This is a genomic window from Stenotrophomonas sp. YJH_SMC_105-26 (genome assembly GCF_059368915.1).
Map to the genome: position 1 here is coordinate 81,392 of NZ_JCAFSD010000006.1, position 20,752 is coordinate 102,143.

23 protein-coding genes are annotated in these 20,752 nt (G+C 68.9%); all 23 read left to right on the forward strand.

Going from position 1 to position 20,752, the window contains the following annotated elements:
- The 23 genes from AC5P7F_RS14705 to AC5P7F_RS14815 all read left to right on the forward strand — a co-directional run bounded on the left by AC5P7F_RS14705 (position 1) and on the right by AC5P7F_RS14815 (position 20,597).
- Positions 1–654 (forward strand): RNA polymerase sigma factor, encoded by a 654-nt coding sequence (locus AC5P7F_RS14705; RefSeq protein WP_014648853.1) that lies wholly within the window; start codon positions 1–3, stop codon positions 652–654.
- A complete protein-coding gene (locus AC5P7F_RS14710) occupies positions 651–866 on the forward strand; it encodes a hypothetical protein (RefSeq protein WP_014648852.1) in 216 nt (71 codons plus the stop codon). The genes AC5P7F_RS14705 and AC5P7F_RS14710 overlap by 4 nt, the downstream gene beginning before the upstream one ends.
- Positions 867–1,079: 213 nt before the next feature.
- Positions 1,080–2,477, forward strand: a complete 1,398-nt coding sequence (locus AC5P7F_RS14715; RefSeq protein WP_053494556.1) for a cytochrome ubiquinol oxidase subunit I — start codon at positions 1,080–1,082, stop codon at positions 2,475–2,477.
- 1 nt (position 2,478) lies between these two features.
- The gene (cydB, locus tag AC5P7F_RS14720; protein ID WP_032960627.1) at positions 2,479–3,492 is read left to right on the forward strand and encodes a cytochrome d ubiquinol oxidase subunit II; all 1,014 of its coding nucleotides are present in this window, start codon (positions 2,479–2,481) and stop codon (positions 3,490–3,492) included.
- 217 nt (positions 3,493–3,709) lie between these two features.
- Positions 3,710–4,453, forward strand: coding sequence for a beta-ketoacyl synthase chain length factor (locus AC5P7F_RS14725; RefSeq protein ID WP_014648849.1), 744 nt, complete (start codon positions 3,710–3,712; stop codon positions 4,451–4,453).
- Entirely contained in the window at positions 4,446–5,243 is a 798-nt protein-coding gene (locus tag AC5P7F_RS14730; RefSeq protein ID WP_014038937.1) for a lysophospholipid acyltransferase family protein, read from the forward strand. Before AC5P7F_RS14725 ends, AC5P7F_RS14730 begins: the two co-directional genes overlap by 8 nt.
- Positions 5,230–5,487, forward strand: a complete 258-nt coding sequence (locus AC5P7F_RS14735; protein ID WP_005411610.1) for a phosphopantetheine-binding protein — start codon at positions 5,230–5,232, stop codon at positions 5,485–5,487. Before AC5P7F_RS14730 ends, AC5P7F_RS14735 begins: the two co-directional genes overlap by 14 nt.
- Before the next feature lie 17 nt (positions 5,488–5,504).
- Positions 5,505–5,762: an acyl carrier protein gene (locus AC5P7F_RS14740; protein WP_005411609.1), complete on the forward strand. Its 258-nt coding sequence runs from the start codon at positions 5,505–5,507 to the stop codon at positions 5,760–5,762.
- Positions 5,763–5,784: 22 nt separating this feature from the next.
- The gene (locus AC5P7F_RS14745; RefSeq protein WP_164076990.1) at positions 5,785–6,336 is read left to right on the forward strand and encodes a COG4648 family protein; all 552 of its coding nucleotides are present in this window, start codon (positions 5,785–5,787) and stop codon (positions 6,334–6,336) included.
- A complete protein-coding gene (locus AC5P7F_RS14750) occupies positions 6,329–8,014 on the forward strand; it encodes an ApeI family dehydratase (protein ID WP_111205367.1) in 1,686 nt (561 codons plus the stop codon). The genes AC5P7F_RS14745 and AC5P7F_RS14750 overlap by 8 nt, the downstream gene beginning before the upstream one ends.
- Positions 8,004–8,774, forward strand: a complete 771-nt coding sequence (locus AC5P7F_RS14755) for a glycosyltransferase family 2 protein (RefSeq protein WP_495204172.1) — start codon at positions 8,004–8,006, stop codon at positions 8,772–8,774. Before AC5P7F_RS14750 ends, AC5P7F_RS14755 begins: the two co-directional genes overlap by 11 nt.
- Before the next feature lies 1 nt (position 8,775).
- On the forward strand, positions 8,776–9,717 hold the full coding sequence (locus tag AC5P7F_RS14760) for a lysophospholipid acyltransferase family protein (protein ID WP_014648845.1): 942 nt from the start codon (positions 8,776–8,778) through the stop codon (positions 9,715–9,717).
- Positions 9,707–11,257, forward strand: coding sequence for an HAL/PAL/TAL family ammonia-lyase (locus tag AC5P7F_RS14765; RefSeq protein WP_032960620.1), 1,551 nt, complete (start codon positions 9,707–9,709; stop codon positions 11,255–11,257). Before AC5P7F_RS14760 ends, AC5P7F_RS14765 begins: the two co-directional genes overlap by 11 nt.
- Positions 11,244–11,675, forward strand: coding sequence for an acyl-CoA thioesterase (locus AC5P7F_RS14770; protein WP_032960618.1), 432 nt, complete (start codon positions 11,244–11,246; stop codon positions 11,673–11,675). The genes AC5P7F_RS14765 and AC5P7F_RS14770 overlap by 14 nt, the downstream gene beginning before the upstream one ends.
- Positions 11,672–12,301, forward strand: a complete 630-nt coding sequence (locus tag AC5P7F_RS14775; RefSeq protein ID WP_041863962.1) for a LolA family protein — start codon at positions 11,672–11,674, stop codon at positions 12,299–12,301. Before AC5P7F_RS14770 ends, AC5P7F_RS14775 begins: the two co-directional genes overlap by 4 nt.
- Positions 12,294–14,648, forward strand: a complete 2,355-nt coding sequence (locus tag AC5P7F_RS14780) for an MMPL family transporter (RefSeq protein ID WP_032960614.1) — start codon at positions 12,294–12,296, stop codon at positions 14,646–14,648. Before AC5P7F_RS14775 ends, AC5P7F_RS14780 begins: the two co-directional genes overlap by 8 nt.
- A gap of 52 nt (positions 14,649–14,700) precedes the next feature.
- Positions 14,701–15,951, forward strand: a complete 1,251-nt coding sequence (locus tag AC5P7F_RS14785) for an NAD(P)/FAD-dependent oxidoreductase (RefSeq protein ID WP_014648840.1) — start codon at positions 14,701–14,703, stop codon at positions 15,949–15,951.
- Entirely contained in the window at positions 15,939–16,496 is a 558-nt protein-coding gene (locus AC5P7F_RS14790) for a DUF3261 domain-containing protein (RefSeq protein ID WP_069117653.1), read from the forward strand. Before AC5P7F_RS14785 ends, AC5P7F_RS14790 begins: the two co-directional genes overlap by 13 nt.
- Entirely contained in the window at positions 16,493–17,677 is a 1,185-nt protein-coding gene (locus AC5P7F_RS14795; protein ID WP_014648838.1) for a beta-ketoacyl-[acyl-carrier-protein] synthase family protein, read from the forward strand. Before AC5P7F_RS14790 ends, AC5P7F_RS14795 begins: the two co-directional genes overlap by 4 nt.
- Positions 17,674–18,129 (forward strand): hotdog family protein, encoded by a 456-nt coding sequence (locus tag AC5P7F_RS14800; RefSeq protein WP_032960608.1) that lies wholly within the window; start codon positions 17,674–17,676, stop codon positions 18,127–18,129. Before AC5P7F_RS14795 ends, AC5P7F_RS14800 begins: the two co-directional genes overlap by 4 nt.
- On the forward strand, positions 18,126–18,857 hold the full coding sequence (locus tag AC5P7F_RS14805; RefSeq protein WP_032960607.1) for a 3-ketoacyl-ACP reductase FabG2: 732 nt from the start codon (positions 18,126–18,128) through the stop codon (positions 18,855–18,857). The genes AC5P7F_RS14800 and AC5P7F_RS14805 overlap by 4 nt, the downstream gene beginning before the upstream one ends.
- Entirely contained in the window at positions 18,857–20,095 is a 1,239-nt protein-coding gene (locus AC5P7F_RS14810; RefSeq protein ID WP_014648835.1) for a beta-ketoacyl-ACP synthase, read from the forward strand. The genes AC5P7F_RS14805 and AC5P7F_RS14810 overlap by 1 nt, the downstream gene beginning before the upstream one ends.
- Before the next feature lie 61 nt (positions 20,096–20,156).
- Entirely contained in the window at positions 20,157–20,597 is a 441-nt protein-coding gene (locus AC5P7F_RS14815) for a hypothetical protein (RefSeq protein ID WP_032960605.1), read from the forward strand.
- Positions 20,598–20,752: the final 155 nt, after the last annotated feature.

Here is a 20,752-nt window from a genome sequence, read left to right on the forward strand (position 1 = left end):
ATGAGCCTGCTCGGCGAAGCGCTGTCGGCACTGCGGGGCCGTCGCCGCGAGGATACGGCGGCGACGGCGGCTCCCGCCAAAGCGCTGGACGCGGACCAGGCCCTGGTGCGGGCCATCATCGATGGCTCGCAGTCGGCCTTCGCGCAACTGGTTGAAGCCCACCAGCGCACCTGCGCGCATGTGATCGGACGCATGGTGGGCGACCGCGACCAGGTGGCTGACCTGCTGCAGGAAACCTTCCTGGCCGTGTTCCGCCAGCTGCACCGGTTCCGCTTTGAATCTTCGTTGCGTACCTGGGTTTCGCGGGTGGCCTACACCACTGCACTACAGCACCTGCGCCGGCGGCGGCTGGAGGCGCAATGGATGGTGGCGGTGGAGGTGCCGGAGGAACTGGGGATCGGCGATGAAGGCCCCGGGCCCGCCGAGTTGAGCGAGGCGCTGCAGGCCGGGCGCCAGCTCGGCGCGGCACTGGAACGGCTGAGCGCGCCGCAGCGCCTGATCGTCGGCCTGCATTACCTGGAGGATTTCGATCTGGCCGAGATCGAGCAGGTGACCGGACTGGCACGCGGTACCATCAAGAGCCACCTGCACCGCGCGCGCCAGGTCCTGAAGCAGGAACTGACGCGGCATGCCACTGCCGGAGAGCTGCTGTGAACCCACCCACCGATCCTCGCGATGCGGAAGCGCGCGTGCTGGCACAGGCGTTGCGCGAGCAGGCGCAGCAGGAAGCAACGCCGGATGTGAGCGAGGCGCTGCAGAAGCGCATTGCCGCTGAGTCGCGCGACGGTGGCGTGGGCTATGTGGTGGTGCAGGTGCTGTTGTTTGGCGCGCTGCTGGCTGCAGCGGCCTGGTATTTCTGGCTCTGAGGCGCCCTCTGGGCGGTGGGCCGTTCCAGTCGCCGTTGGTAGATGCCGACCTGGGTCGGCGTTTGGGCGTGTGTGCCAACCAAGGCTGGCAGCTACCAGAACGGTTGACCCCTGCGACAAAGTGAAGCAGCGCGTCACCCGGTCGCATCCCACCTTAACGAAATCCTCCTAAAGTGGTCCGGTATCCCACCGGTCGCAGGCAGGAGGCGTCCCTTGGACGCGTTGTTGTTGTCCCGGATCCAGTTCGGATTCGTCATCAGTTTCCACGTGCTGTTCCCGGCCTTCACCATCGGCACGGCCAGCTGGCTGGCCTTCATCGAATGGCGCTGGCTGCGCACGAAGTTGCCCGTGTGGCGCGAGCTGTATTTCTTCTGGCAGAAGATCTTCGCGGTGTCGTTCGGCATGGGCGTGGTCAGCGGCATCGTCATGGCCTTCCAGTTCGGCACCAACTGGCCGCGGCTGAGCGAGGTGGCCGGTACGGTCATCGGCCCGTTGCTGACCTACGAGGTGCTGACCGCGTTCTTCCTGGAAGCCAGCTTCCTCGGCGTGATGATGTTCGGCTGGGGCCGGGTCTCGCCGCGCCTGCATTTCCTGTCCACCTGCATGGTGGCGCTGGGCACGTTGTTCTCCACGTTCTGGATCCTGTCGTCCAACAGCTGGCTGCATACGCCTGCCGGCTACGAGATGGTCAACGGCATCGTGCATCCGGTGGACTGGTGGCAGGTGGTGTTCAACCCCTCGTTCCCGTACCGCCTGGCGCACATGGCGCTGGGCTCGTTCATCACCACCTGTTTCGTGATTGGTGGCGTCGGTGCGTGGTACCTGCGCAGGGGCACGCACGTGGAAGCGGGCCGGCGCATGCTGATCGCGGCGGTGGCGTTCGCCGCACTGACCGTGCCGGTGCAGATCTTCGTCGGCGACATGCATGGCCTGAACACGCTCAAGCACCAGCCGATGAAGATCGCGGCGATGGAAGCGCACTGGCATGAAACCCGGGAAGGCGAGGGCGTGCCGCTGGTGGTGTTCGCGCTGCCCAACGAGAAGGAAGAGCGCAACGATTTCGAAGTGGCCATCCCGAAGCTGGGCAGCGTGATCCTCACCCACAGCCTGGACGGCACCTTCGACCCGCTGACCTCGGTACCGGCCAGCGAGCGGCCGCCGGTGACGCCGGTGTTCTTCGCCTTCCGCATCATGGTCGGGCTGGGCACGCTGATGCTGCTGTTGGCCTGGGTGTCAGCGTTCCAGCTGTGGCGCAGGAAGCTGCTGGATTCACCGTGGCTGCTGCGCGGATGGAACTGGATGCTGCCGAGTGGCTTCATCGCGCTGCTGTCCGGTTGGTTCGTCACCGAGATGGGGCGCCAGCCGTGGGTGGTCTACGGCGTGCTGCGCACCGCCGATGCGGTTGGCCCCCAGAGCGCGTGGATGACGGCGTTGTCGCTGGGCGTGTACGTGGTCGGCTACGCCTTCGTGTTCGGCTGGGGCATCTGGTACCTGGTGAAGATCCTGCGCCACGGGCCGCAGCCGTATGCCGAGGGGCCGTCGCTGGACCATGGCAGCCATACGCCGGCACGCCCGCTGTCGGCGGCTGACGAACCGCTGGAGGAGCGCTGACATGGACCTGATGACCTGGCTGCCGGTGGCGTGGTTCGCGGTGATCGGCTTCGGCGTGCTGATGTACGTGGTGCTGGACGGCTTCGTGCTCGGCATCGGCATCCTGGCCCCGTTCGCCGAGGACGAGGAGCAGCTGGACCTGATGATGAACACCGCCGCGCCGATCTGGGACGGCAACGAGACCTGGCTGGTACTGGGCGGCGCCGGGCTGCTGGCGGCGTTCCCGAAAGCCTATGCGGTGCTGTTGTCGGCGCTGTACCTGCCGGTGCTGCTGCTGGTGGTGGCGCTGGTGTTCCGCGGCGTGGCGTTCGAGTTCCGCTTCAAGGCACATCGTTCGCGCCGGCTGTGGAGCGTGGGGTTCGGCCTGGGCTCGCTGCTGGCCACCTTTGCCCAGGGCGTGATCCTGGGCACGCTGGTGCAGGGCATCCCGCTGGTGGACGGTGCCTACCAGGGCGGCGCGTTCGCCTGGTTCAGCCCGTTTGCGATGCTGACCGGTGCCGCGCTGGTGGCCGGCTATGCGCTGCTGGGCAGCACCTGGCTGATCCTGAAGACGGAAGGGCGCGTGCAGGCGCTGGCGCGGCAGATGACCCGCCCGCTGGTGGTGGCGGTGATCGCGGCGATGGGCCTGGTGAGCAGCTGGCTGCCGTTCCTCGATTCGCGGTTGATGGACCGCTGGTTCAGCGACGGCAACTTCTGGTGGCTGTCGCCGGTCCCGCTGCTGACCCTGGCGGTGGCGGCCGCGCTGTGGCGCAGCGCGACCCATCCGCGCCGCGACCTGCCGCCGTTCCTGCTCAGCCTGGCCCTGTTCGTGCTCGGCTTCCTTGGCCTGGTGCTGGGCATGTGGCCCTACCTGCTGCCGCCGTCGATGACCCTGTGGCAGGCCGCCGCGCCGGCCTCCTCGCTGGGCTTCACCCTGGTCGGGCTGGTCATTCTGCTGCCGGTCATCCTCGGCTACACGGCGTGGTCGTACCGGGTGTTCCGCGGCAAGGTGCACGCCGACACCGGTTACCACTGATCGTTTGAATGCGGGGCCGGCCGGTGCCGGCCCCCGCGTTGGGGAATGTGAAACCTGCACACCCCGCGCAGGACGTGCTAGCGTGCGCTCCTTTCCGGCGGCCAGGGGGGCAGCCGGCGACGTCCTGGACGGACGCACGGCTGCAGGAATGGGGGGCCGCCGCGCGTCGCCGTAATGGCTCGTGCCTATCGTTCTCCCGTTGAAGCACCATCGCTAAATGATCGAATTCTCCATCGTCGACTGGGCCGCCTGGGCGCCCGGCCTGAGCGAGCGTAGCCAGTGGCTGGGCTGGGCCGATGCGCCGTATCCGCCGCAGGGCGAAGACACGCCGGCGTTGGCCGAGATCCCGGCGATGCAGCGCCGCCGCATCGAGCGGCTGGGCCGGATGGCGATCCAGGCTGCCTGCTGGTGCGAGGACGGGCAGGGCGCTGACAGCCAGGTGCCGCTGGTGTTCGCCAGCCGCCACGGCGACGTGGCCCGTTCGATGGACCTGCTGGGGGCGCTGGCCAGCGATCAGCCCCTGTCCCCCACCGGGTTCGGCCTGTCGGTGCACAACGCGATCGCGGCGCTGTACTCGATCGCCCGCGGCCACCGCGGCAACTACCTGGCGCTGGCCGCCGGCCAGGCCACGGTCGAGACCGCCTGCCTGGAGGCCGCCGGGCTGCTGGCCGATGGTGCCCGCGAAGTGCGGGTGGTGGTCTATGAGTCGCCGCTTCCTGAAATTTACGCGACGTTTGCCGACGAACCCGACCCGTTCTTTGCCTGGTGCTGGCGTTTGACCGCGCCGACAGCGGGCCAGCCGACGCTCTCGCTGCAATGGGAGGCGGCGCCGGAGGCCACCGCCACCGCCCCGGGCACGCTGCCGCACGCGCTGGACCTGCACCGCTTCCTGCTGTCTGGCGCGCCGGCGCTGGAGCACGTGGCCCAGGGCCAGCGCTGGCGCTGGGGACGCCGTGGCTGAGGCGCTGCGCCGCCTCGATCATGCCTGGCGGGTGTTCGGCACCGGCCTGAGCTTCGCCGCATTTGGCGTGGGCGGCCTGCTGCTGGGCGTGCTGGTGATGCCGGTGCTGCTGCTGATGCGCGACCCGGTGGTCCGCCGCCGCCGCGCCCGCCGCGTGGTCCAGGTCGCCTTTGCCAGCCACCTGCGCCTGATGCGTGCGCTGGGGGTGATGACCTACCAGATCGAGGGCGGGGAACGCCTGCAGCGCGACGGTTTGCTGGTTCTGGCCAATCACCCGACCCTGATCGACGTGGTCTGCCTGATTTCGCTGCTGCCCAACGCCGATTGCGTGGTGAAGCGGGCCGTGGCCTGCAACCCGTTCATGCGCGGCCCGGTGCGGGCGGCCGGCTACATCGCCAACGATGACGGGGCCGGCCTGGTCGACGACTGCGTAGCGGCGGTGCATGCCGGCGGTACCCTGGTGATCTTCCCGGAGGGCACCCGCAGCGTGCCGGGCCAACCGCCGCGGCTGCAGCGCGGGGCCGCCAACATCGCCGTCCGCGGCCGGCTGGACATCACCCCGGTACGGATCACCTGCACCCCGCCCACGTTGACCAAGGGACAGAAGTGGTATCGTGTCCCCTCACGTCGCTTTCACGTTCGGCTGCAGATCGGCGAAGATATCCCGATCGCGCCCTTCCTGGCCGATGACGACTCGCCAAGGGGGGATGCCTTGGCAGCACGCCGCGTCACCGAGCACCTTTCTCGTTATTTCGACCTGTCTGGAGATCCGCCCCGTGCAAGCACTTGAGCACGAGATCAAGGAATTGATCATTTCCTCCCTTTCGCTGGAGGACATCACGCCGGAGGACATCGATCCGACCGCGCCGCTGTTCGTCGAGGGCCTCGGCCTGGATTCGATCGACGCGCTGGAACTGGGCCTGGCGCTGCAGAAGAAGTACGGTGTCAGCCTCTCGGCCGATTCGGAAGAAACCCGTCGCCATTTCTCCAGCGTGCGCGCGCTCGGCGAGTTCGTCGCCGCCCGCCAGTCGTAACGGCGCCAGGAATTGCCATGACCAAGAATGAACTGTTCGAACGCATCGTCAGCATCCTGACCGACAGCTTCGAGATCGAAACCGCCCGGATCACCCCCGAGGCCCGCCTGTACGACGACCTGGACATCGACAGCATCGATGCGGTCGACCTGATCGTGCAGCTCAAGCCGCTGCTCGGCCGCAATCTGCAGCCGGAAGCGTTCAAGGCCGTGCGCACCGTGCAGGACATCGTCGATGTCGTGCATGGACTGCTGCCGGACCAGGCAGCCGCCTGACCGCAGCGCCGGCGGCTTCGCCATGGCTCGCGCACGTACCGTCGTGGTGGCAGCGATTTCGCTTGCCTACCCGCTGCTGGTGTACCTGGCGATGGGCCGTTTCGAGCCGCGTTGGCTGTCGCTGCTGCTGTTCACCCTGGCCCTGCTGCGTGCACTGAGCACGCGACAGCCGCTGTGGTGGGCCGCCGCCGCTGGCACCGGCCTGCTGGCGGTGCTGGCCACCGTGCTCAACCAGGCCCTGCCGCTGAAACTGTACCCGGCGCTGGTCAACCTGGTGATGCTGGCGGTGTTCGGCACCAGCCTGCGCTTCGGGCCGCCGCTGGTGGAGCGCCTGGCGCGGCTGCAGGAGCCGGACCTGCCGCCGTTCGCGGTGGCCTATACCCGCCGCGTCACCCAGGTGTGGTGCGGCTTCTTCGTTCTCAACGGCAGCCTGGCCCTGCTGACCGCGCTGTACGCGTCGGACCGGGTCTGGATGCTCTACAACGGATTGTTGGCGTACGTGATGATGGGCGTGTTGTTCGCAGGGGAGTGGCTGGTGCGGCGGCAGGTGAAGGCGGCGCACGCGCATGGCTGAGTGGATTGCCCTGGACCGGCTGCTGCTGGAGGCACGGCCGCAGCGCAGCGTCGGCCTGTGCGACGGCGAGGTGATCGACCATGCCGGCTTCCGCCAGCGCGTACTGGCCTGGCGCGCCGCCTTTGCGGCCGCCGAAGGCCGCGACTGGGCCCTGTACTTCGATGATGCCGTGGCCTTTGCCGCCGCGCTGTTCGGTGCCTGGCATGCCGGCAAGCGGGTGTTCCTGGCCGCCGACAACCTGCCAGCCACGCTGCAGGCGCTGCAGCCGCAGGTGAGCGGCTTCGCAGGCGACGTGTCCGCCGACTACCGCTCGCTGGTGGCGCTGGACGCCGCGCTGGACGATGAGCTGCAGGCGCTGGACGAGCGCGCCTGCGAGCTGTGCGTGTTCACCTCCGGCAGCACCGGCCAGCCCAGTGCGATCGGCAAGCGCCTGGACCAGCTGGCGCGCGAGGTGGAGGCGCTGCAGGCCGCGTTCGGTGCGCAGATGGAGGGTGTGCAGGTCCATGGCACGGTGTCCCACCAGCACATCTACGGGCTGCTGTTCCGCGTGCTGTGGCCGCTGGCCGCCGGCCGCCTGATTCATCCGCGCCGGTTCTTCCACGAAGACCTGGTGGGTGCGCTGGCCGGTACCGATACGGTGCTGGTGGCGACGCCGGCCCACCTCAAGCGCCTGCCCGGGCAGCTCGACTGGGCCAGCCTGCATGGCCGCCTGCGCGCGGTGTTCTCCTCCGGTGGTCCGCTGCCGGAAGACGCAGCGCGGCAGGTGCGGCAGTGGCTGGGCGTGGCCCCGACCGAGGTCTATGGCAGCAGCGAGACCGGCGGCATCGCCTGGCGCCGCTGGGACATCGACCTGCCGCCGTGGCAGCCGCTGCCGGGCGTGCAGTGGCGCATCGACGATGGCTGCCTGGCGGTGGCCTCGGCGCACCTGGACACCCCCGGTTGGTGGCGCACCCAGGACCGTGTCGAAGCTCTGGCCGACGGCCGCTTCCGCCTGCTGGGCCGGGCCGACCGCATCGTCAAGATCGAGGAACGCCGGGTGTCGCTGGATGCGCTGGAACGCGCGCTGCGCGAAGACGCCGAGGTGGATGACGCGCGCGTGCTGGTGCTGCCCGGGCAGCGCGAGCAGCTGGCCGCCGTGGTGGTGCCGGCCGATCCGGCGCTGCTGGAGGGCGGCGACGCTGCGCGGCGGGCGCTGGGCCAGCGCCTTGGCGCCCGCCTGGCGCATGCGCATGACGCAGTGACCCGGCCGCGTCGCTGGCGCCTGGTGCAGGCGCTGCCGATCAATGCGCAGGGCAAGGTGACCCAGGCCGCGCTGGCGGCGCTGTTCCAGCCGTTGATGCCGGTGCCGGCGTGGGATCACCGCGATGCCGCCAGCGCCACCCTGCGCATGACCCTGGACCCGGCGCTGCGGCCGTTCCAGGGCCACTTCCCGCAGGCGGCAATCCTGCCCGGCGTGGCGCAGCTGGACTGGGCGGTGCGCTTCGCCCGCCAGGCGTTTGTGATGCGGGGCGCGTTCGTGCGCATGGATGCGGTGAAATTCCAGCACGTGGCCCGCCCCGGTGACGAGTTGACCCTGCAGCTGGACTGGGATGCCGCACGCAACGTGCTGGCCTTCCGCTACACCTCCAGCCACGGTGTGCATGCCAGCGGCAGGGTGGTTTTCGCTGATGCGGACTGATCCGGCCGTTGCCGGTGCCGCATTCGCGCCACTGGTGGTGATCCCTGTCTACGACCACGAGCACGCCATCGCGGCGGTGGTCGATGGCGTGCAGGCTGCGGGACTGCCCTGCCTGCTGGTCGACGATGGTTCGCACGATGGGTGCGCGGCGGTGCTGCGCGCGCTGGCACAGCGCCAGGGCGTCGACCTGCTGCGCCTGGACGTCAACCAGGGCAAGGGCGGGGCGATGCTGGCCGGCTTTGCCGAGGCCGGCGCGCGTGGCTACAGCCACGTGCTGCAGATCGATGCCGACGGCCAGCACGATACCACTGACCTGCCACGCTTCATCGAAGCCGCGCGCGCCCATGCCGAGGCGGTGATCTGCGGCATTCCGGCTTACGACGCCAGTGTTCCCAAGGCGCGCCTGTATGGCCGCTACGCCACCCACATCTGGGTCTGGATCAACACGCTGTCGCTGCACCTGCGCGACACCATGTGTGGCTTCCGCGTGTATCCGCTGCCGCCGGTACTGCGCCTGATCGGTGAAGAGACCATCGGCCGGCGCATGGATTTCGATACCGAAGTGATGGTGCGGCTGTACTGGCGGCAGTTGCCGGTCGAGCACCTGGCCACGCGTGTGACCTATCCATCCGATGGCGTGTCGCACTTCGATGTGTGGCGCGACAACGTGCGCATCAGCCGCATGCATACCCGCCTGTTCTTCGGCATGCTCTGGCGTGCGCCGCGGCTGCTGTGGCGCCGCCTGCGGGGGCAGCGCTGAGATGGCGGCCGCGCAGGGTGCCCCGCACTGGGCCGACATCGGCGAATCGACGTCGGTGGCCGGCGTGCTGTTCCTGTGCTGGGTGCACCGCTGGTTCGGGCGCTGGCCGTTCCGCCTGTGCGTGTGGCCGGTGGTGGCCTGCCATTGGCTGGGCAACCGTATAGGGCGCCAGGCTTCGATGCAGTACCTGCAGCGGCTGCAGGCGCACAGCGGCGTGCTCGGCCGCGCGCCGACACGGCGTGACAGCCTGCGCCACTTCTTCGCCTTCGCCGATACGATGCTGGACAAGATCCTCGGCCTGGGCGGGCGCTACCCGGCCGAGCGCATCCACCTGCATCGTGACCTGGTGCTGCAGAAGATCGCGCGCCGCGAGGGCGGGCTGATCCTCACCGCGCACATCGGCTGCCTGGAGCTGTGCCAGGTGCTGGCCGAACAGGTGCCGGGGTTCCGCATCACCGTGCTGGTGCACACCGCGCATGCGCAGCGCTTCAACCGCCTGCTGCAGCGGCTGGACCCGCTGGCGGCGGTGGAACTGGTGCAGGTGACCGAAATGGGGCCGGCCACCGCGGTGATGCTGGCCGAGCGCGTGGCGGCGGGGGGCTTCGTTGCCATCGTCGGCGACCGCACGCCGGTACAGGGTGGCCGCAGCGTCACTGCCGATTTCCTGGGCCACCGCGCGCCGTTCCCGATCGGCGCCTATGTGCTCGCCGCGGCGCTGGGCTGCCCGGTCTACACCATGGCCTGCCTGCACGAGGGCGACGGCTATCGGGTGGCATTCGAACAGTTCGCCGAACGCATCGTGCTGCCGCGTGGCTCGCGCGACGCCGCGCTGGCCGAACAGGCACAGCGCTTCGCGCGCTGGCTGGAACTCCAGGTCATCCAGTCCCCGTTGGACTGGTTCAATTTCTTCCCCTTCTGGGATCAGGCTCCGCATGACGACTGACGCCGTACCCGTGTGCCGCTTTGGCGACGCACCGTTGACCATCGAAGACGTGGTTGCCCTGGCCCAGCGCCAGTGCGAGGCCGCACTGAGCGACGCGCCGGCGTTCCGCGCGCACATCCAGCGCGGTGCCGACTTCCTCGACCGCCTGCTGCGCGAGGACGGCGTGATCTACGGCGTGACCACCGGCTACGGCGACTCGTGCACGGTGAACATCCCGCCGGCGCTGGTGGCGGAACTGCCGCACCACCTGTACACCTACCACGGCTGCGGCCTGGGCCGTTACCTGGACCCGGTCGAGACCCGCGCGGTGCTGGCCGCGCGCCTGGCGTCGCTGGTGCGCGGCATGTCCGGCGTCAGTGTGCCGCTGCTGGAAGGCCTGGCCACGCTGCTGCAGCACGACGTGCTGCCGATGATCCCGGCCGAAGGCTCGGTCGGTGCCAGCGGCGACCTGACCCCGCTGTCGTACGTGGCGGCGGTGCTGTGCGGCGAGCGCGAGGTGCTGCATGACGGCCGCGTGCAGCCGGCGGCCGAAGTGCTGGCGAAGATCGGCATGACCCCGCTGAAGCTGCGGCCAAAGGAAGGCCTGGCGATCATGAACGGCACCGCGGTGATGACTGGCCTGGCCTGCCTGGCCTGGCAGCGCGCCGATTACCTGGCGCGCATGGCCACGCGCCTGACCGCGTTCAACGTGCTGGCCAGCGACGGCAACGCGCACCACTTCGACGAAACCCTGTTCGCCGCCAAGCCGCACCCGGGCCAGGGCCGCATCGCTGCGCGCCTGCGCAGCGACCTGCACAGCGAACGCCCGCCGCGCAACGAACAGCGCCTGCAGGACCGCTATTCGCTGCGCTGCGCGCCGCACGTCATCGGCGTGCTGGAAGACAGCCTGCCGTTCCTGCGCCAGCTGATCGAAACCGAACTGAACAGTGCCAACGACAACCCGCTGATCGACGCCGACGGCGAGCGCATCCTGCATGGCGGCCACTTCTACGGCGGCCACATCGCACTGGCGATGGACACCCTGAAAAACACCGTGGCCAACGTTGCCGACCTGCTCGACCGGCAGCTGGCGCTGGTGGTGGATGCCCGCTACAACCATGGCCTGCCGGCCAACCTGTCGGCGGCCACCGGCCCGCGCGCGGCCATCAACCATGGCCTGAAGGCGCTGCAGATCAGCGTGTCGGCCTGGACTGCCGAAGCGCTGAAGCAGACCATGCCGGCCAGCGTGTTCTCGCGTTCCACCGAGTGCCACAACCAGGACAAGGTCAGCATGGGCACCATCGCCGCGCGCGACTGCCTGCGCGTGATCGAGCTGACCGAACAGGTGGTGGCGGCAATGCTGATCGCCGCGCGCCAGGGCCTGGCGCTGCGTGAGCGGGTTGGCCTGAATGCGCAGCTGCATGGCAGTCTGGCCGACATGTACGCCGACCTGGGGCAGCGCATCGCCCTGGTCGAGGAAGACCGCGCGCTGGATCGCGAACTGCGGGAACTGCTGGTGGAGATCCGCGCGCAACGTTGGGAGCTGTATGCCGGTGAATGAGGCCATCGAACGGGTTGGCGAAATTGCGTTGACCCCTGCCTTCCATGACTGCGATCCGATGAACGTGGTCTGGCATGGCAACTATTTCAAGTACTTCGAGATCGCGCGCTGCGCGCTGCTCGGGCGCTACGACTACGACTACCCGCAGATGCTCGAATCGGGCTACCTGTGGCCGGTGGTCGATGCGCGGGTGAAGTACGTGCGCCCGCTGCTGTTCAACCAGGCGCTGCGCGTGGTCGCGCGCATCGTGGAATGGGAGAACCGGCTGAAGATCGAGTATGAAATCCTCGATGCGCAGAGCGGCCAGGTGCTGACCCGCGCGATGACCATCCAGGTCGCGGTGGACGCGGCCAGCAAGGAAATGCTGTACCAGTGCCCGCCGGTACTGTGGGAACGCCTGGGAGTGCCTGCGCCGTGAACCCCCTTGTCCGTCTTTCGAGCGTGCTCCTGTGCGCGCTGATCTTCGTTGCCGCACCGCAGGTGCAGGCGGCCGACCCCGCCATCGATGCGATCACCCAGGCGGTGGCGCGGCCGGATGTGCTGCGTGGCCAGTTCAGCCAGGAAAAGCAGGTCAGCGGCTTCAGGAACCCGCTGCGCTCGCAGGGCCAGTTCGTGGTCGCGCGCCAGCACGGCGTGATCTGGGCCACGCTCAAGCCGTTCCCTTCCGAAGTGGTGGTCACCGCCGACCGCATCCTGAGCCGCCAGCGCGATGGCAGCACCCGTGTCGAACTCGATGCACGGCAGCAGCCGGCGATGCGTTCGGTGAACGCGATCATGTTCGCGCTGATGAGTGGCGACGTGCAGGCGCTGTCCAGCCAGTTCAACGTGGCGGCCAGCCGTGAAGGGCAGGGCTGGCGGCTGCGGCTGACGCCGAAGTCGGCGATGCTGGCCAAGGCGTTCCAGTCGCTGACCCTGCAGGGTGACCGCTACGTGCGCCAGGTCGAGATCGTCGAGGCCAACAAGGACCGCACGCAGATCCAGTTCAGTGCATTGAGCGAGGCGCCAGCCACGCTCACCGCCGACGAGGCACGCCGCTTTGAGTGAGGCCGTCGCATCGAACGCACCGGAGCGGCTGCGGCGCTGGTGGCACTGGCTGGGCATCGCCTGGCTGTTGCTGCTGCTGGTACTGGGCGCGCAGCAGTGGCACCTGTGGAGCCAGCAATCGCGGATCGACACCGACATCCTCGCGCTGCTGCCGCAGGATGCGCATGACCGCCTGTTGAGCGACGTCACCCGGCGCATCGCCGACGGCAGCTCGCGGCAGGTGGTGGTGCTGCTGGGCAGCAGGGACGGCGCCGCCGCCAAGCGTGCGCAGGCGGCCTTTGCCGCGGCCATGGCCAAGGACACTGACCGAGCCCTGCTGGTGCCCAGTGGTTCGATCGAAGGCTGGTTCGATGAGGCGCGCGCGTTCTACGCGCCGTACCGCGACCGCCTGCTGACGCCGGCCCAGCGCGAGCAGCTGCAGGGCAGCGAACCGGGCGCGTTGGCCGAGCAGGCGTTGGCCGCGCTGTACGGCCCGATGGGCGCTCCGCGCCTGACCGACTGGCGGCAAGACCCGTTGTCGTTGTGGCCGCAATGGTGGCAGCAGCAGGCGCAGGGGTCGGGGTTGCGGCTGGGCGATGACGGCCTGCTCGAAGCCGAGGGCAGGCACTGGGCCGTGCTGCAGTTCGATACACCGGGTTCGGCGTTCCAGCTCGACGGTGAGCGTCATCTCGACGGCCTGCTGGAACGTGCCGGGCGGGCTGCCAGGGCGGCAGCGCCGGAGCTGGAAATCCTGCATGCCGGCGTGCCGCTGCACGCCGAGGCGGCCGCGGTGCAGGCCAACCAGGAGATCAACACGATCGGCTGGGGCTCGCTGGCCGCGGTGCTGCTGCTGGTGTGGCTGGCGTTCCGTTCGCTGCGGCCGATCCTGCTGGTCGCCGCGTCGTTGCTGATCGGTTGTGGCGTGGCGCTGGCGGTGACCGTGCTGGTGTTCGGCAAGGTGCACGTGCTCACCCTGGTGTTCGGTGCGTCGCTGGTGGGCGTGGCCGAGGATTACGGCATCCACTGGTTTGCCTCGCGCCAGGCCGAGCCGGCCGATCGCCGCTGGAAGCTGCTGCGGCACCTGTTGCCGGGCCTGTGGCTGGCCTTGCTGACCAGCGCGCTGGCCTACCTGGCCCTGGGCCTGGCCCCGTTCCCGGGCCTGCGCCAGATGGCGCTGTTCTCGGTGGTCGGTCTGGCCGCCGCCTTCCTCACGGTGATCTTCTGGTTCCCGTGGCTGGATGGCGGCGAGATCCGCCAGACCCGTTTCTCGCAGTGGCTGGGCAACACGCTGGAGCGCTTCCCGCGGTTGCATGGCCGCCGGCCGGTGACGGTGTTCGTGGTGATCACGCTGGCGCTGTCTGCCATCGGCATCGCCCGCCTGCACAGCAATGACGACCTGCGCAGCCTGCAGTCCTCACCGCCGGCACTGATGGCCCAGCAGATCCGCCTGAGCCAGCTGCTGGGCATGCCCAGCCCGGCGCAGTTCTATCTGGTGCAGGGCAGTGACGCTGCACAGCTGCTGCAGCGCGAAGAAGCACTGACCGAACGCCTGCGTGTACTGGCCAACGACAAGCGCATCGGCGGTTACCGCGCGATCAGTGACTGGCTGCCGTCGCCGGCACGCCAGCAGGCCGATGCGGCGCTGACCGCCAAGGTGGAACCGGGCGTGCTGCAGGCCGTGTCCGATGCGGTCGGAGAACCCTTGCCGCGCCCCGACTTCGCCACCACGCCGCTGACCGCGGAGGCGTTCCTGGCCTCGCCGGCGTCGCAGCCGTTCCGCCACCTGTGGGTGGGTGAGGTCGGTGGGCAGATGATCAGCGTGGTGATGGTCGATGACCTGTCGCGCGCCGATGCGCTGGCGACCCTGCGCGGGGCGGCCGAAGGCCTGCCTGGCGTGCGCTGGGTGGACCGCACCGCCGACTTCTCGCAGCTGCTGGGCCACTACCGCAAGCTGATGGGGGGGCTGCTGCTGGTCGGCATCGTGCTGGTGTTCGGCGCGCTGTGGCTGCGCTACCGCCGCCAGGCCTGGCGCGTGTTCGCGCCGACCCTGATTGCCGGTGCGTTGACCCTGGGCCTGCTGGGCCTGTTCGGCCAGCCACTGCAGCTGTTCAACGTGCTGGCACTGATGCTGCTGCTGGGCATGGGCATCGACTACGGCATCTTCCTGATCGAGCACCGCGGCGATGCCAGTGCCTGGCTGGCGGTGTGCGTGGGCGCGGCCAGCACCTGGCTGTCGTTCGGCCTGCTGGGACTGTCGCAGACCCCGGCGCTGCGCGCGTTCGGCCTGACCCTGCTGTTCGGCATCGGCCTGGTCTGGCTGATCTCGCCGCTGTTCCGGCCGCCGCCGCATGATCTGCCGCGGGCCTGAGCCTGCTTCCGACTTCCTTCTTTCCACTTGATCGAGCAACAAGGACGCACCGATGAATACTGCTGTGGATGCTGTCGAACGTACTGAAATCCTGATCATCGGTGCCGGCCCGGCCGGCTCCGTGGCTGCGGCGATGCTGCGCCAGCAGGGCCGCCAGGTGCTGATGCTGGAGCGCCAGCAGTTCCCGCGCTTCTCCATCGGCGAAAGCCTGCTGCCGCAGAGCATGGAGTACATCGAGGCCGCCGGCCTGCTGCAGGACGTGGTCGAAGCCGGCTTCCAACACAAGAACGGCGCGGCCTTCGTGCACGGCGAAGCGCGTACCGCATTCGACTTCAGGAAGAAGTTCTCGCCGGGCTGGGGCACCACCTACCAGGTGCAGCGCGCCGACTTCGACAACGTGCTGGCGCGCGGTGCCGAGCGCATGGGGGCCACGCTGCGTTTCGGTGATGAAGTGCTGTCGGTCGAAGCCGGCGAGCAGCCGGCGGTGACGGTGCGCCGCCCGGACGGCAGCGAGTACCGCATCGAGGCCGATTTCATCCTCGACGCCTCGGGCTTCGCACGCCTGCTGCCGCGCCTGCTGCAGCTGGAATCCCCGTCCAACTTCCCGGTGCGCGGGGCGATCTTCTGCCACGTGCGCGACAACATTCCGGCCGAAGCGGACTTCGACCGCAACAAGATCCTGATCACCACCCATCCCGAGCACGTCGACGTCTGGTACTGGACAATCCCGTTCTCCAACGGCTGCTGCTCGCTGGGCGTGGTCGCCGAACCGTCGTTCTTCGAGCGCTACGAGGGCGACGACCTGCAGAAACTGCAGGCCATCGTCGGCGAGGACCCGAACCTGACCCGGCTTCTGGCCAATGCCGAATGGGCGGTGCTGCCGGTGCGCCGCATCACCGGCTACTCGGCCAATGTCAGTTCGTTGTGGGGGCCGGGCTATGCCCTGCTGGGCAATGCCGGCGAGTTCCTCGACCCGGTGTTCTCGTCCGGCGTGACCATCGCCTTCAAGTCCGCGCAGCTGGCCAGTGCATGCCTGGCGCGCCGCTATGCCGGCGAAGCCGTGGACTGGGAAGCGGAGTTCTCGGTCCCGCTGCGGGCGGGCGTGAAGACCTTCCGCCGCTTTGTCGAAAGCTGGTACGAAGGCGGTTTCCAGAAGATCATCTACCACCCGCAGCAGCAGCCCGAAGTGCGCGACATGATCAGCTCCATCCTGGCCGGTTACGCCTGGGACACCAACAACCCGTACGTGGCCGATGACAGTGGCCGCCGCATGCGCGTGCTGGAGCAGCTGTGCGGCGCCTGATCGCCCCTGCGACAGCACTGCTGCTGAGCCTGCTGCTGGTGGCCTGCGCCGGCCGCATGCCGAAGCCGTTGGTGGAACTGCCGCCGCTGCGCCTGTCGCCGGCCAGCCTGCCGGCGCCGCTGGCGTTGCAGCAGCAGTTGCATTTCCGGTTCGGCACGCATGAGCGCGACCTGGATGCACTGCTGGAAGCCGATGCGCAGCAGGTGCAGCTGGCGGTGCAGGCGATGGGCCAGACCGGCGTGCGCCTGCAGTGGGACGGCCAGCAGCTGACCCAGCAGCGCGCGCCGTGGCTGCCGCCGCAGGTGCGCGCCGAGCGCGTGCTGGATGACCTGCAGTTCGCGCTGTGGCCGACCGCAGCCATCGCGGCCGCGCTGCCAGCCGGCTGGCAGGTCCGTGACGATGGCCATCAGCGCAGCCTGTCGCGCGACGGCACGGTGTGGCTGCAGCTGCAGCGCCTGGACGATGGCAGCGTGCAGCTGGACAACCGGGCCGAAGGCTATGCGCTGCGCATCGAATCGATCGACATGGGCGGGCCGGATCGATGAGTGCACCGATCTACCTGAACGATCTGGGCGTGGTCTGCGCGCTCGGCGATGGCCGCGACGCGGTGGCTTCGGCGATGTTCGCCGGCGTGCCGGGCGGGCTCAGCGACAACGATACCCTGCTGCCGGGGCACACCCTGGCGCTGGGGCAGGTGCGTACACCGCTGCCGACGCTGGAAGAACTGCCGGCCGCCCTGCGCGGGCGCAACAACGCCCTGCTGGACGTGGCACTGGCGCAGATCGCACCGGCGGTGGCCGCCGCGATCGCCCGCCACGGCGCCGAACGCGTGGCGGTCGTGCTGGGCACCAGTACCTCGGGCATCGGTGAATCCGAGCAGGCCCTGCGCACCCATGCCGAACAGGGCCAATGGCCGCCCGGGTTCGATTACGCCCAGCAGGAAATGGGTACTGCCGCGCAGTTCGTGCGCCAGCGCAGCGGCGCTCAGGGGCCGGCGTGGACCCTGTCCACCGCCTGCTCGTCCAGTGCCAAGGCACTGATGTCGGCGGCACGCATGCTGCGGGCCGGTATCGTCGACGCCGTGATCGCAGGTGGCGCGGACTCGCTGTGCCGCTTCACCGTGGCCGGCTTCAGCGCGCTGGAATCGGTGTCGGCCCTGCGCTGCAATCCATTCTCGCAGCACCGTGCCGGCATCAACATCGGCGAGGGTGCCGCGCTGTTCCTGCTCACCCGCGAACCCGGCCCGGTATGCTTGGCCGGCTGGGGCGAATCGGCCGACGCGCACCATATGTCCGCCCCCGATCCGCAGGGCCTGGGTGCCATCGATGCCCTGCAGCAGGCGCTGCAGCGCGCCGGCTGGGCGGCCGATGAAGTGGACTACGTGAACCTGCATGGCACCGCCACCGGCCACAACGATGCGATGGAAAGCCTGGCGGTGTCGCAGGTGCTGGGCAACCAGGTGCCGGCCAGTTCGACCAAGCCGCTGACCGGCCATACGCTGGGTGCTTCAGGCGCGATCGAAGCTGCACTGTGCTGGATCGTGCTGGCCGGGAACCCGCAGCAGCAGCTGCCACCGCACTGGTGGGACGGCGTGGCAGACCCCGCGCTGCCGGCACTGCCGCTGGTCGCACCGGCCACCCGCCTGGCACAGGCACCGCGGCGGGTGCTGAGCAATTCGTTCGCCTTCGGCGGCAGCAATGCCGTGCTGGCGCTGGAGCGTCGATGAACACGCTGTACGCGATCGAAGAGGTGGTGCCGCACCGCCAGGACATGTGCCTGCTGGAGCGCATCACGCACTGGGACCAGGACACCATCGAGGCCGAACTGGTGGTGCCCGACGCGGGCCTGTTCGTCGAGGAGGGCCAGGTGCCGGCGTGGGTCGGCATCGAATACATGGCGCAGGCCATCGCGGCCTGGGCCGGTTGCCGTGCGCGTGCGGCGGGCAAGCCGCCGCAGTTGGGCTTCCTGCTTGGCAGCCGCCGCTACAGCAGCCCGCGCAGCAGCTTTCCCAGCGGATCGCGGCTGCGCGTACAGGCGCGCTGCGAGCTGTTGGGTGACAATGGATTGGGGATGTTCGCCTGCCGCATCCTGGCAGGCGAGGACGAATGGGCGACAGCCAACGTGTCGGTGTTCGAACCGGCCGATGCGATGGCCTATCTGGAGAGTGGACAGGCATGACAGGGAATCGAAGCGTGCTGGTGACCGGCGCCAGCCGGGGCATCGGCCGGGCCATCGCGCTGCGCATCGCGCGTGACGGCTTCGACGTGGTGGTGCATTGCCGCAGCCGCCTGGATGAGGCACAGGCCGTGATGGCCGAGATCCACGCGTTGGGCCAGCAGGCCCGCGTACTGATGTTCGACGTGGCTGATCGCGAGGCCGCACGCGCTGTGCTGGAGGCCGATGTCGAAGCGCACGGCGCGTACTACGGCGTGGTCTGCAACGCCGGCATCGCCCGTGACGGTGCCTTCCCGGCACTGTCAGCGGAGGATTGGGACCAGGTCATCCACACCAACCTGGACGGTTTCTACAACGTACTGCATCCGCTGATCATGCCGATGGTGCGCCGGCGCAAGCCTGGCCGCATCATCACCCTGTCGTCGGTGTCCGGACTGGCCGGCAACCGCGGGCAGGTCAATTACAGCGCCGCCAAGGCCGGCATCATCGGTGCCACCAAGGCCCTGGCGCTGGAACTGGCCAGCCGCCAGATCACCGTCAACTGCGTAGCCCCGGGCCTGATCGAGACCGAAATGCTCAACGATGAAGTGGTTGAACACGCGCTCAAGCTGATTCCCGCCGGCCGCGTCGGTCGTCCCGACGAAGTGGCGGCCACGGTGGCGTTCCTGCTGTCCGAGCCGGCCGGCTACATCACCCGCCAGGTGATCTCGGTGAACGGAGGCATGATCTGATGGCCGCCGATCGTCGCGTGGTGGTCACCGGTGCCGCCGCCATCAGTCCGCTCGGCCACGACTGGCCGACCATCGAGGCACACCTGCGCAGCTGCCGCAATGCGGTGCGTGCGATGCCCGAGTGGGATGTCTATGCCGGGCTGAACACCAAGCTGGCCGCGCCGGCGCAGGATTTCGAGCTGCCGCCGAACTACAACCGCAAGACCACCCGCTCGATGGGCAAGGTCGCGATCATGTCGGTGCGCGCCACTGAGGTGGCACTGCGTGAAGCCGGCCTGCACGAGCATCCGGTGCTGCGCAGCGGTCGTACCGGCGTGGCCTACGGCTCGTCCTCGGGCAGCCACGAGGCCACCGGTGAATTCGGGCGCATGCTCAACGAGTTCACCACCGATGGCATCAGTGCCACCACCTACCTGAAGATGATGAGCCACACCGCGCCGGTCAACATCGGCGTGTTCTTCGGCCTGTCCGGGCGCGTGTACACCACCTCCAGTGCCTGCACCTCCGGCAGCCAGGGCGTGGGTGCGGCCTATGAAGCGATCCGCAGTGGCAAGCAGACGGTGATGGTGGCCGGCGGTGCCGAGCAGCTCGATGCCACCGCAGCGGCGGTATTCGACACCCTGTTCGCCACCAGCGTGCGCAACGATGCGCCGCAGACCACCCCGCGCCCGTTCGATGCCGGCCGTGATGGCCTGGTGCTGGGCGAGGGCGCCTGCACGCTGATCCTGGAAGACCTGGAGCACGCGCAGGCGCGCGGCGCCACCATCCTTGCCGAGGTGGTCGGCTACGGCACCAACAGCGATGGCCAGCACGTCACCCAGCCCAGCGCCGACACCATGGCCCAGGCCATGCGCCTGGCGCTGGAGGATGCCGGCCTGGACGCGGCGCAGATCGACTACGTCAACGCCCACGGCACCGCCACCGACCACGGTGACATCGCCGAAACCCAGGCGACCGCGCAGGTGTTCGGCAACCGCGTGCCGATCAGCTCGCTGAAGAGCTATGTCGGCCACATGCTGGGTGCCTGTGGCGCGTTCGAGGCCTGGCTGAGCATCCAGATGATGCGCGCCGGCTGGTTCGCGCCGACCCTGAACCTGGCCGAGGTCGACCCGCGCTGTGGCCAGCTCGACTTCATCACCGGGCAGGGCCGCGAACTGCAGGCCGAGTACGTGATGAGCAACAACTTCGCCTTCGGCGGCATCAACACCTCACTGGTGTTCCGCCGCTGGAGCGAGTGATCCACCGCCCCACCGCACTGTTTCCGCCATCCACCCGCACCCCTGACAAGGAGAAGTTTCGATGCGCCGCACTCTCATGATCGCCACTGCCACCGCGCTGCTGGCCCTGACCTCCACCGCCTCTGCCCGCGATACCCGCGTCGAGCAGTCCCTGCAGGAGCTGGTCAGCTCGCAGGCTGCCAAGGACGCCGGCATCGACGGCAGCGTGCGCTTCTACCTGGCCGGCCAGCCGGTCAGCGTGCAGCAGCGCCTGGGTGAAGACGTGACCAACAAGAAGACCAACGCCGCCAACAAGAGCGATGCCGAGGCCTGCCGCTGGGTCGCGCTGTCGGCGCTGCGCGCGCTGCAGGACGGCGCCAGGTCGCGCGGCGCCAACGCCGTGGTCGACATCGTCAGCTACTACAAGAAGAACGAGTTCAAGAGCAGCACCAATTACGAGTGCTATGCCGGCACCATCCTCGCCGGTGTCGCGCTGAAGGGCACCTACGCCAAGGTCAAGTAAGCGCCCGTGTGGCGGCGGCGTTGGCTGAACGTCGCCGCCACATTGCTGAACCTCGCAAGGGAAACGCCGCCGATCGCGCCGCCATCGTCGGCTGACGGCTTTCCCCGGTGTCGGCTTTCCGACACAATCATGGCTCTTCCCGGGTTATCGTCCCG

Excerpts from the sequence above, each read along its gene's own strand:
- AC5P7F_RS14705 (WP_014648853.1), top strand. The coding sequence starts at position 1 with ATGAGCCTGCTCGGCGAAGCGCTGTCGGCACTGCGGGGCCGTCGCCGC.
- cydB (WP_032960627.1), top strand. The coding sequence starts at position 2,479 with ATGGACCTGATGACCTGGCTGCCGGTGGCGTGGTTCGCGGTGATCGGC.
- AC5P7F_RS14725 (WP_014648849.1), top strand. The coding sequence starts at position 3,710 with ATGATCGAATTCTCCATCGTCGACTGGGCCGCCTGGGCGCCCGGCCTG.
- AC5P7F_RS14740 (WP_005411609.1), top strand. The coding sequence starts at position 5,505 with ATGACCAAGAATGAACTGTTCGAACGCATCGTCAGCATCCTGACCGAC.
- AC5P7F_RS14745 (WP_164076990.1), top strand. The coding sequence starts at position 5,785 with ATGGCTCGCGCACGTACCGTCGTGGTGGCAGCGATTTCGCTTGCCTAC.
- AC5P7F_RS14750 (WP_111205367.1), top strand. The coding sequence starts at position 6,329 with ATGGCTGAGTGGATTGCCCTGGACCGGCTGCTGCTGGAGGCACGGCCG.
- AC5P7F_RS14755 (WP_495204172.1), top strand. The coding sequence starts at position 8,004 with ATGCGGACTGATCCGGCCGTTGCCGGTGCCGCATTCGCGCCACTGGTG.
- AC5P7F_RS14760 (WP_014648845.1), top strand. The coding sequence starts at position 8,776 with ATGGCGGCCGCGCAGGGTGCCCCGCACTGGGCCGACATCGGCGAATCG.
- AC5P7F_RS14765 (WP_032960620.1), top strand. The coding sequence starts at position 9,707 with ATGACGACTGACGCCGTACCCGTGTGCCGCTTTGGCGACGCACCGTTG.
- AC5P7F_RS14770 (WP_032960618.1), top strand. The coding sequence starts at position 11,244 with ATGCCGGTGAATGAGGCCATCGAACGGGTTGGCGAAATTGCGTTGACC.
- AC5P7F_RS14785 (WP_014648840.1), top strand. The coding sequence starts at position 14,701 with ATGAATACTGCTGTGGATGCTGTCGAACGTACTGAAATCCTGATCATC.
- AC5P7F_RS14795 (WP_014648838.1), top strand. The coding sequence starts at position 16,493 with ATGAGTGCACCGATCTACCTGAACGATCTGGGCGTGGTCTGCGCGCTC.
- AC5P7F_RS14800 (WP_032960608.1), top strand. The coding sequence starts at position 17,674 with ATGAACACGCTGTACGCGATCGAAGAGGTGGTGCCGCACCGCCAGGAC.
- AC5P7F_RS14805 (WP_032960607.1), top strand. The coding sequence starts at position 18,126 with ATGACAGGGAATCGAAGCGTGCTGGTGACCGGCGCCAGCCGGGGCATC.
- AC5P7F_RS14810 (WP_014648835.1), top strand. The coding sequence starts at position 18,857 with ATGGCCGCCGATCGTCGCGTGGTGGTCACCGGTGCCGCCGCCATCAGT.
- AC5P7F_RS14815 (WP_032960605.1), top strand. The coding sequence starts at position 20,157 with ATGCGCCGCACTCTCATGATCGCCACTGCCACCGCGCTGCTGGCCCTG.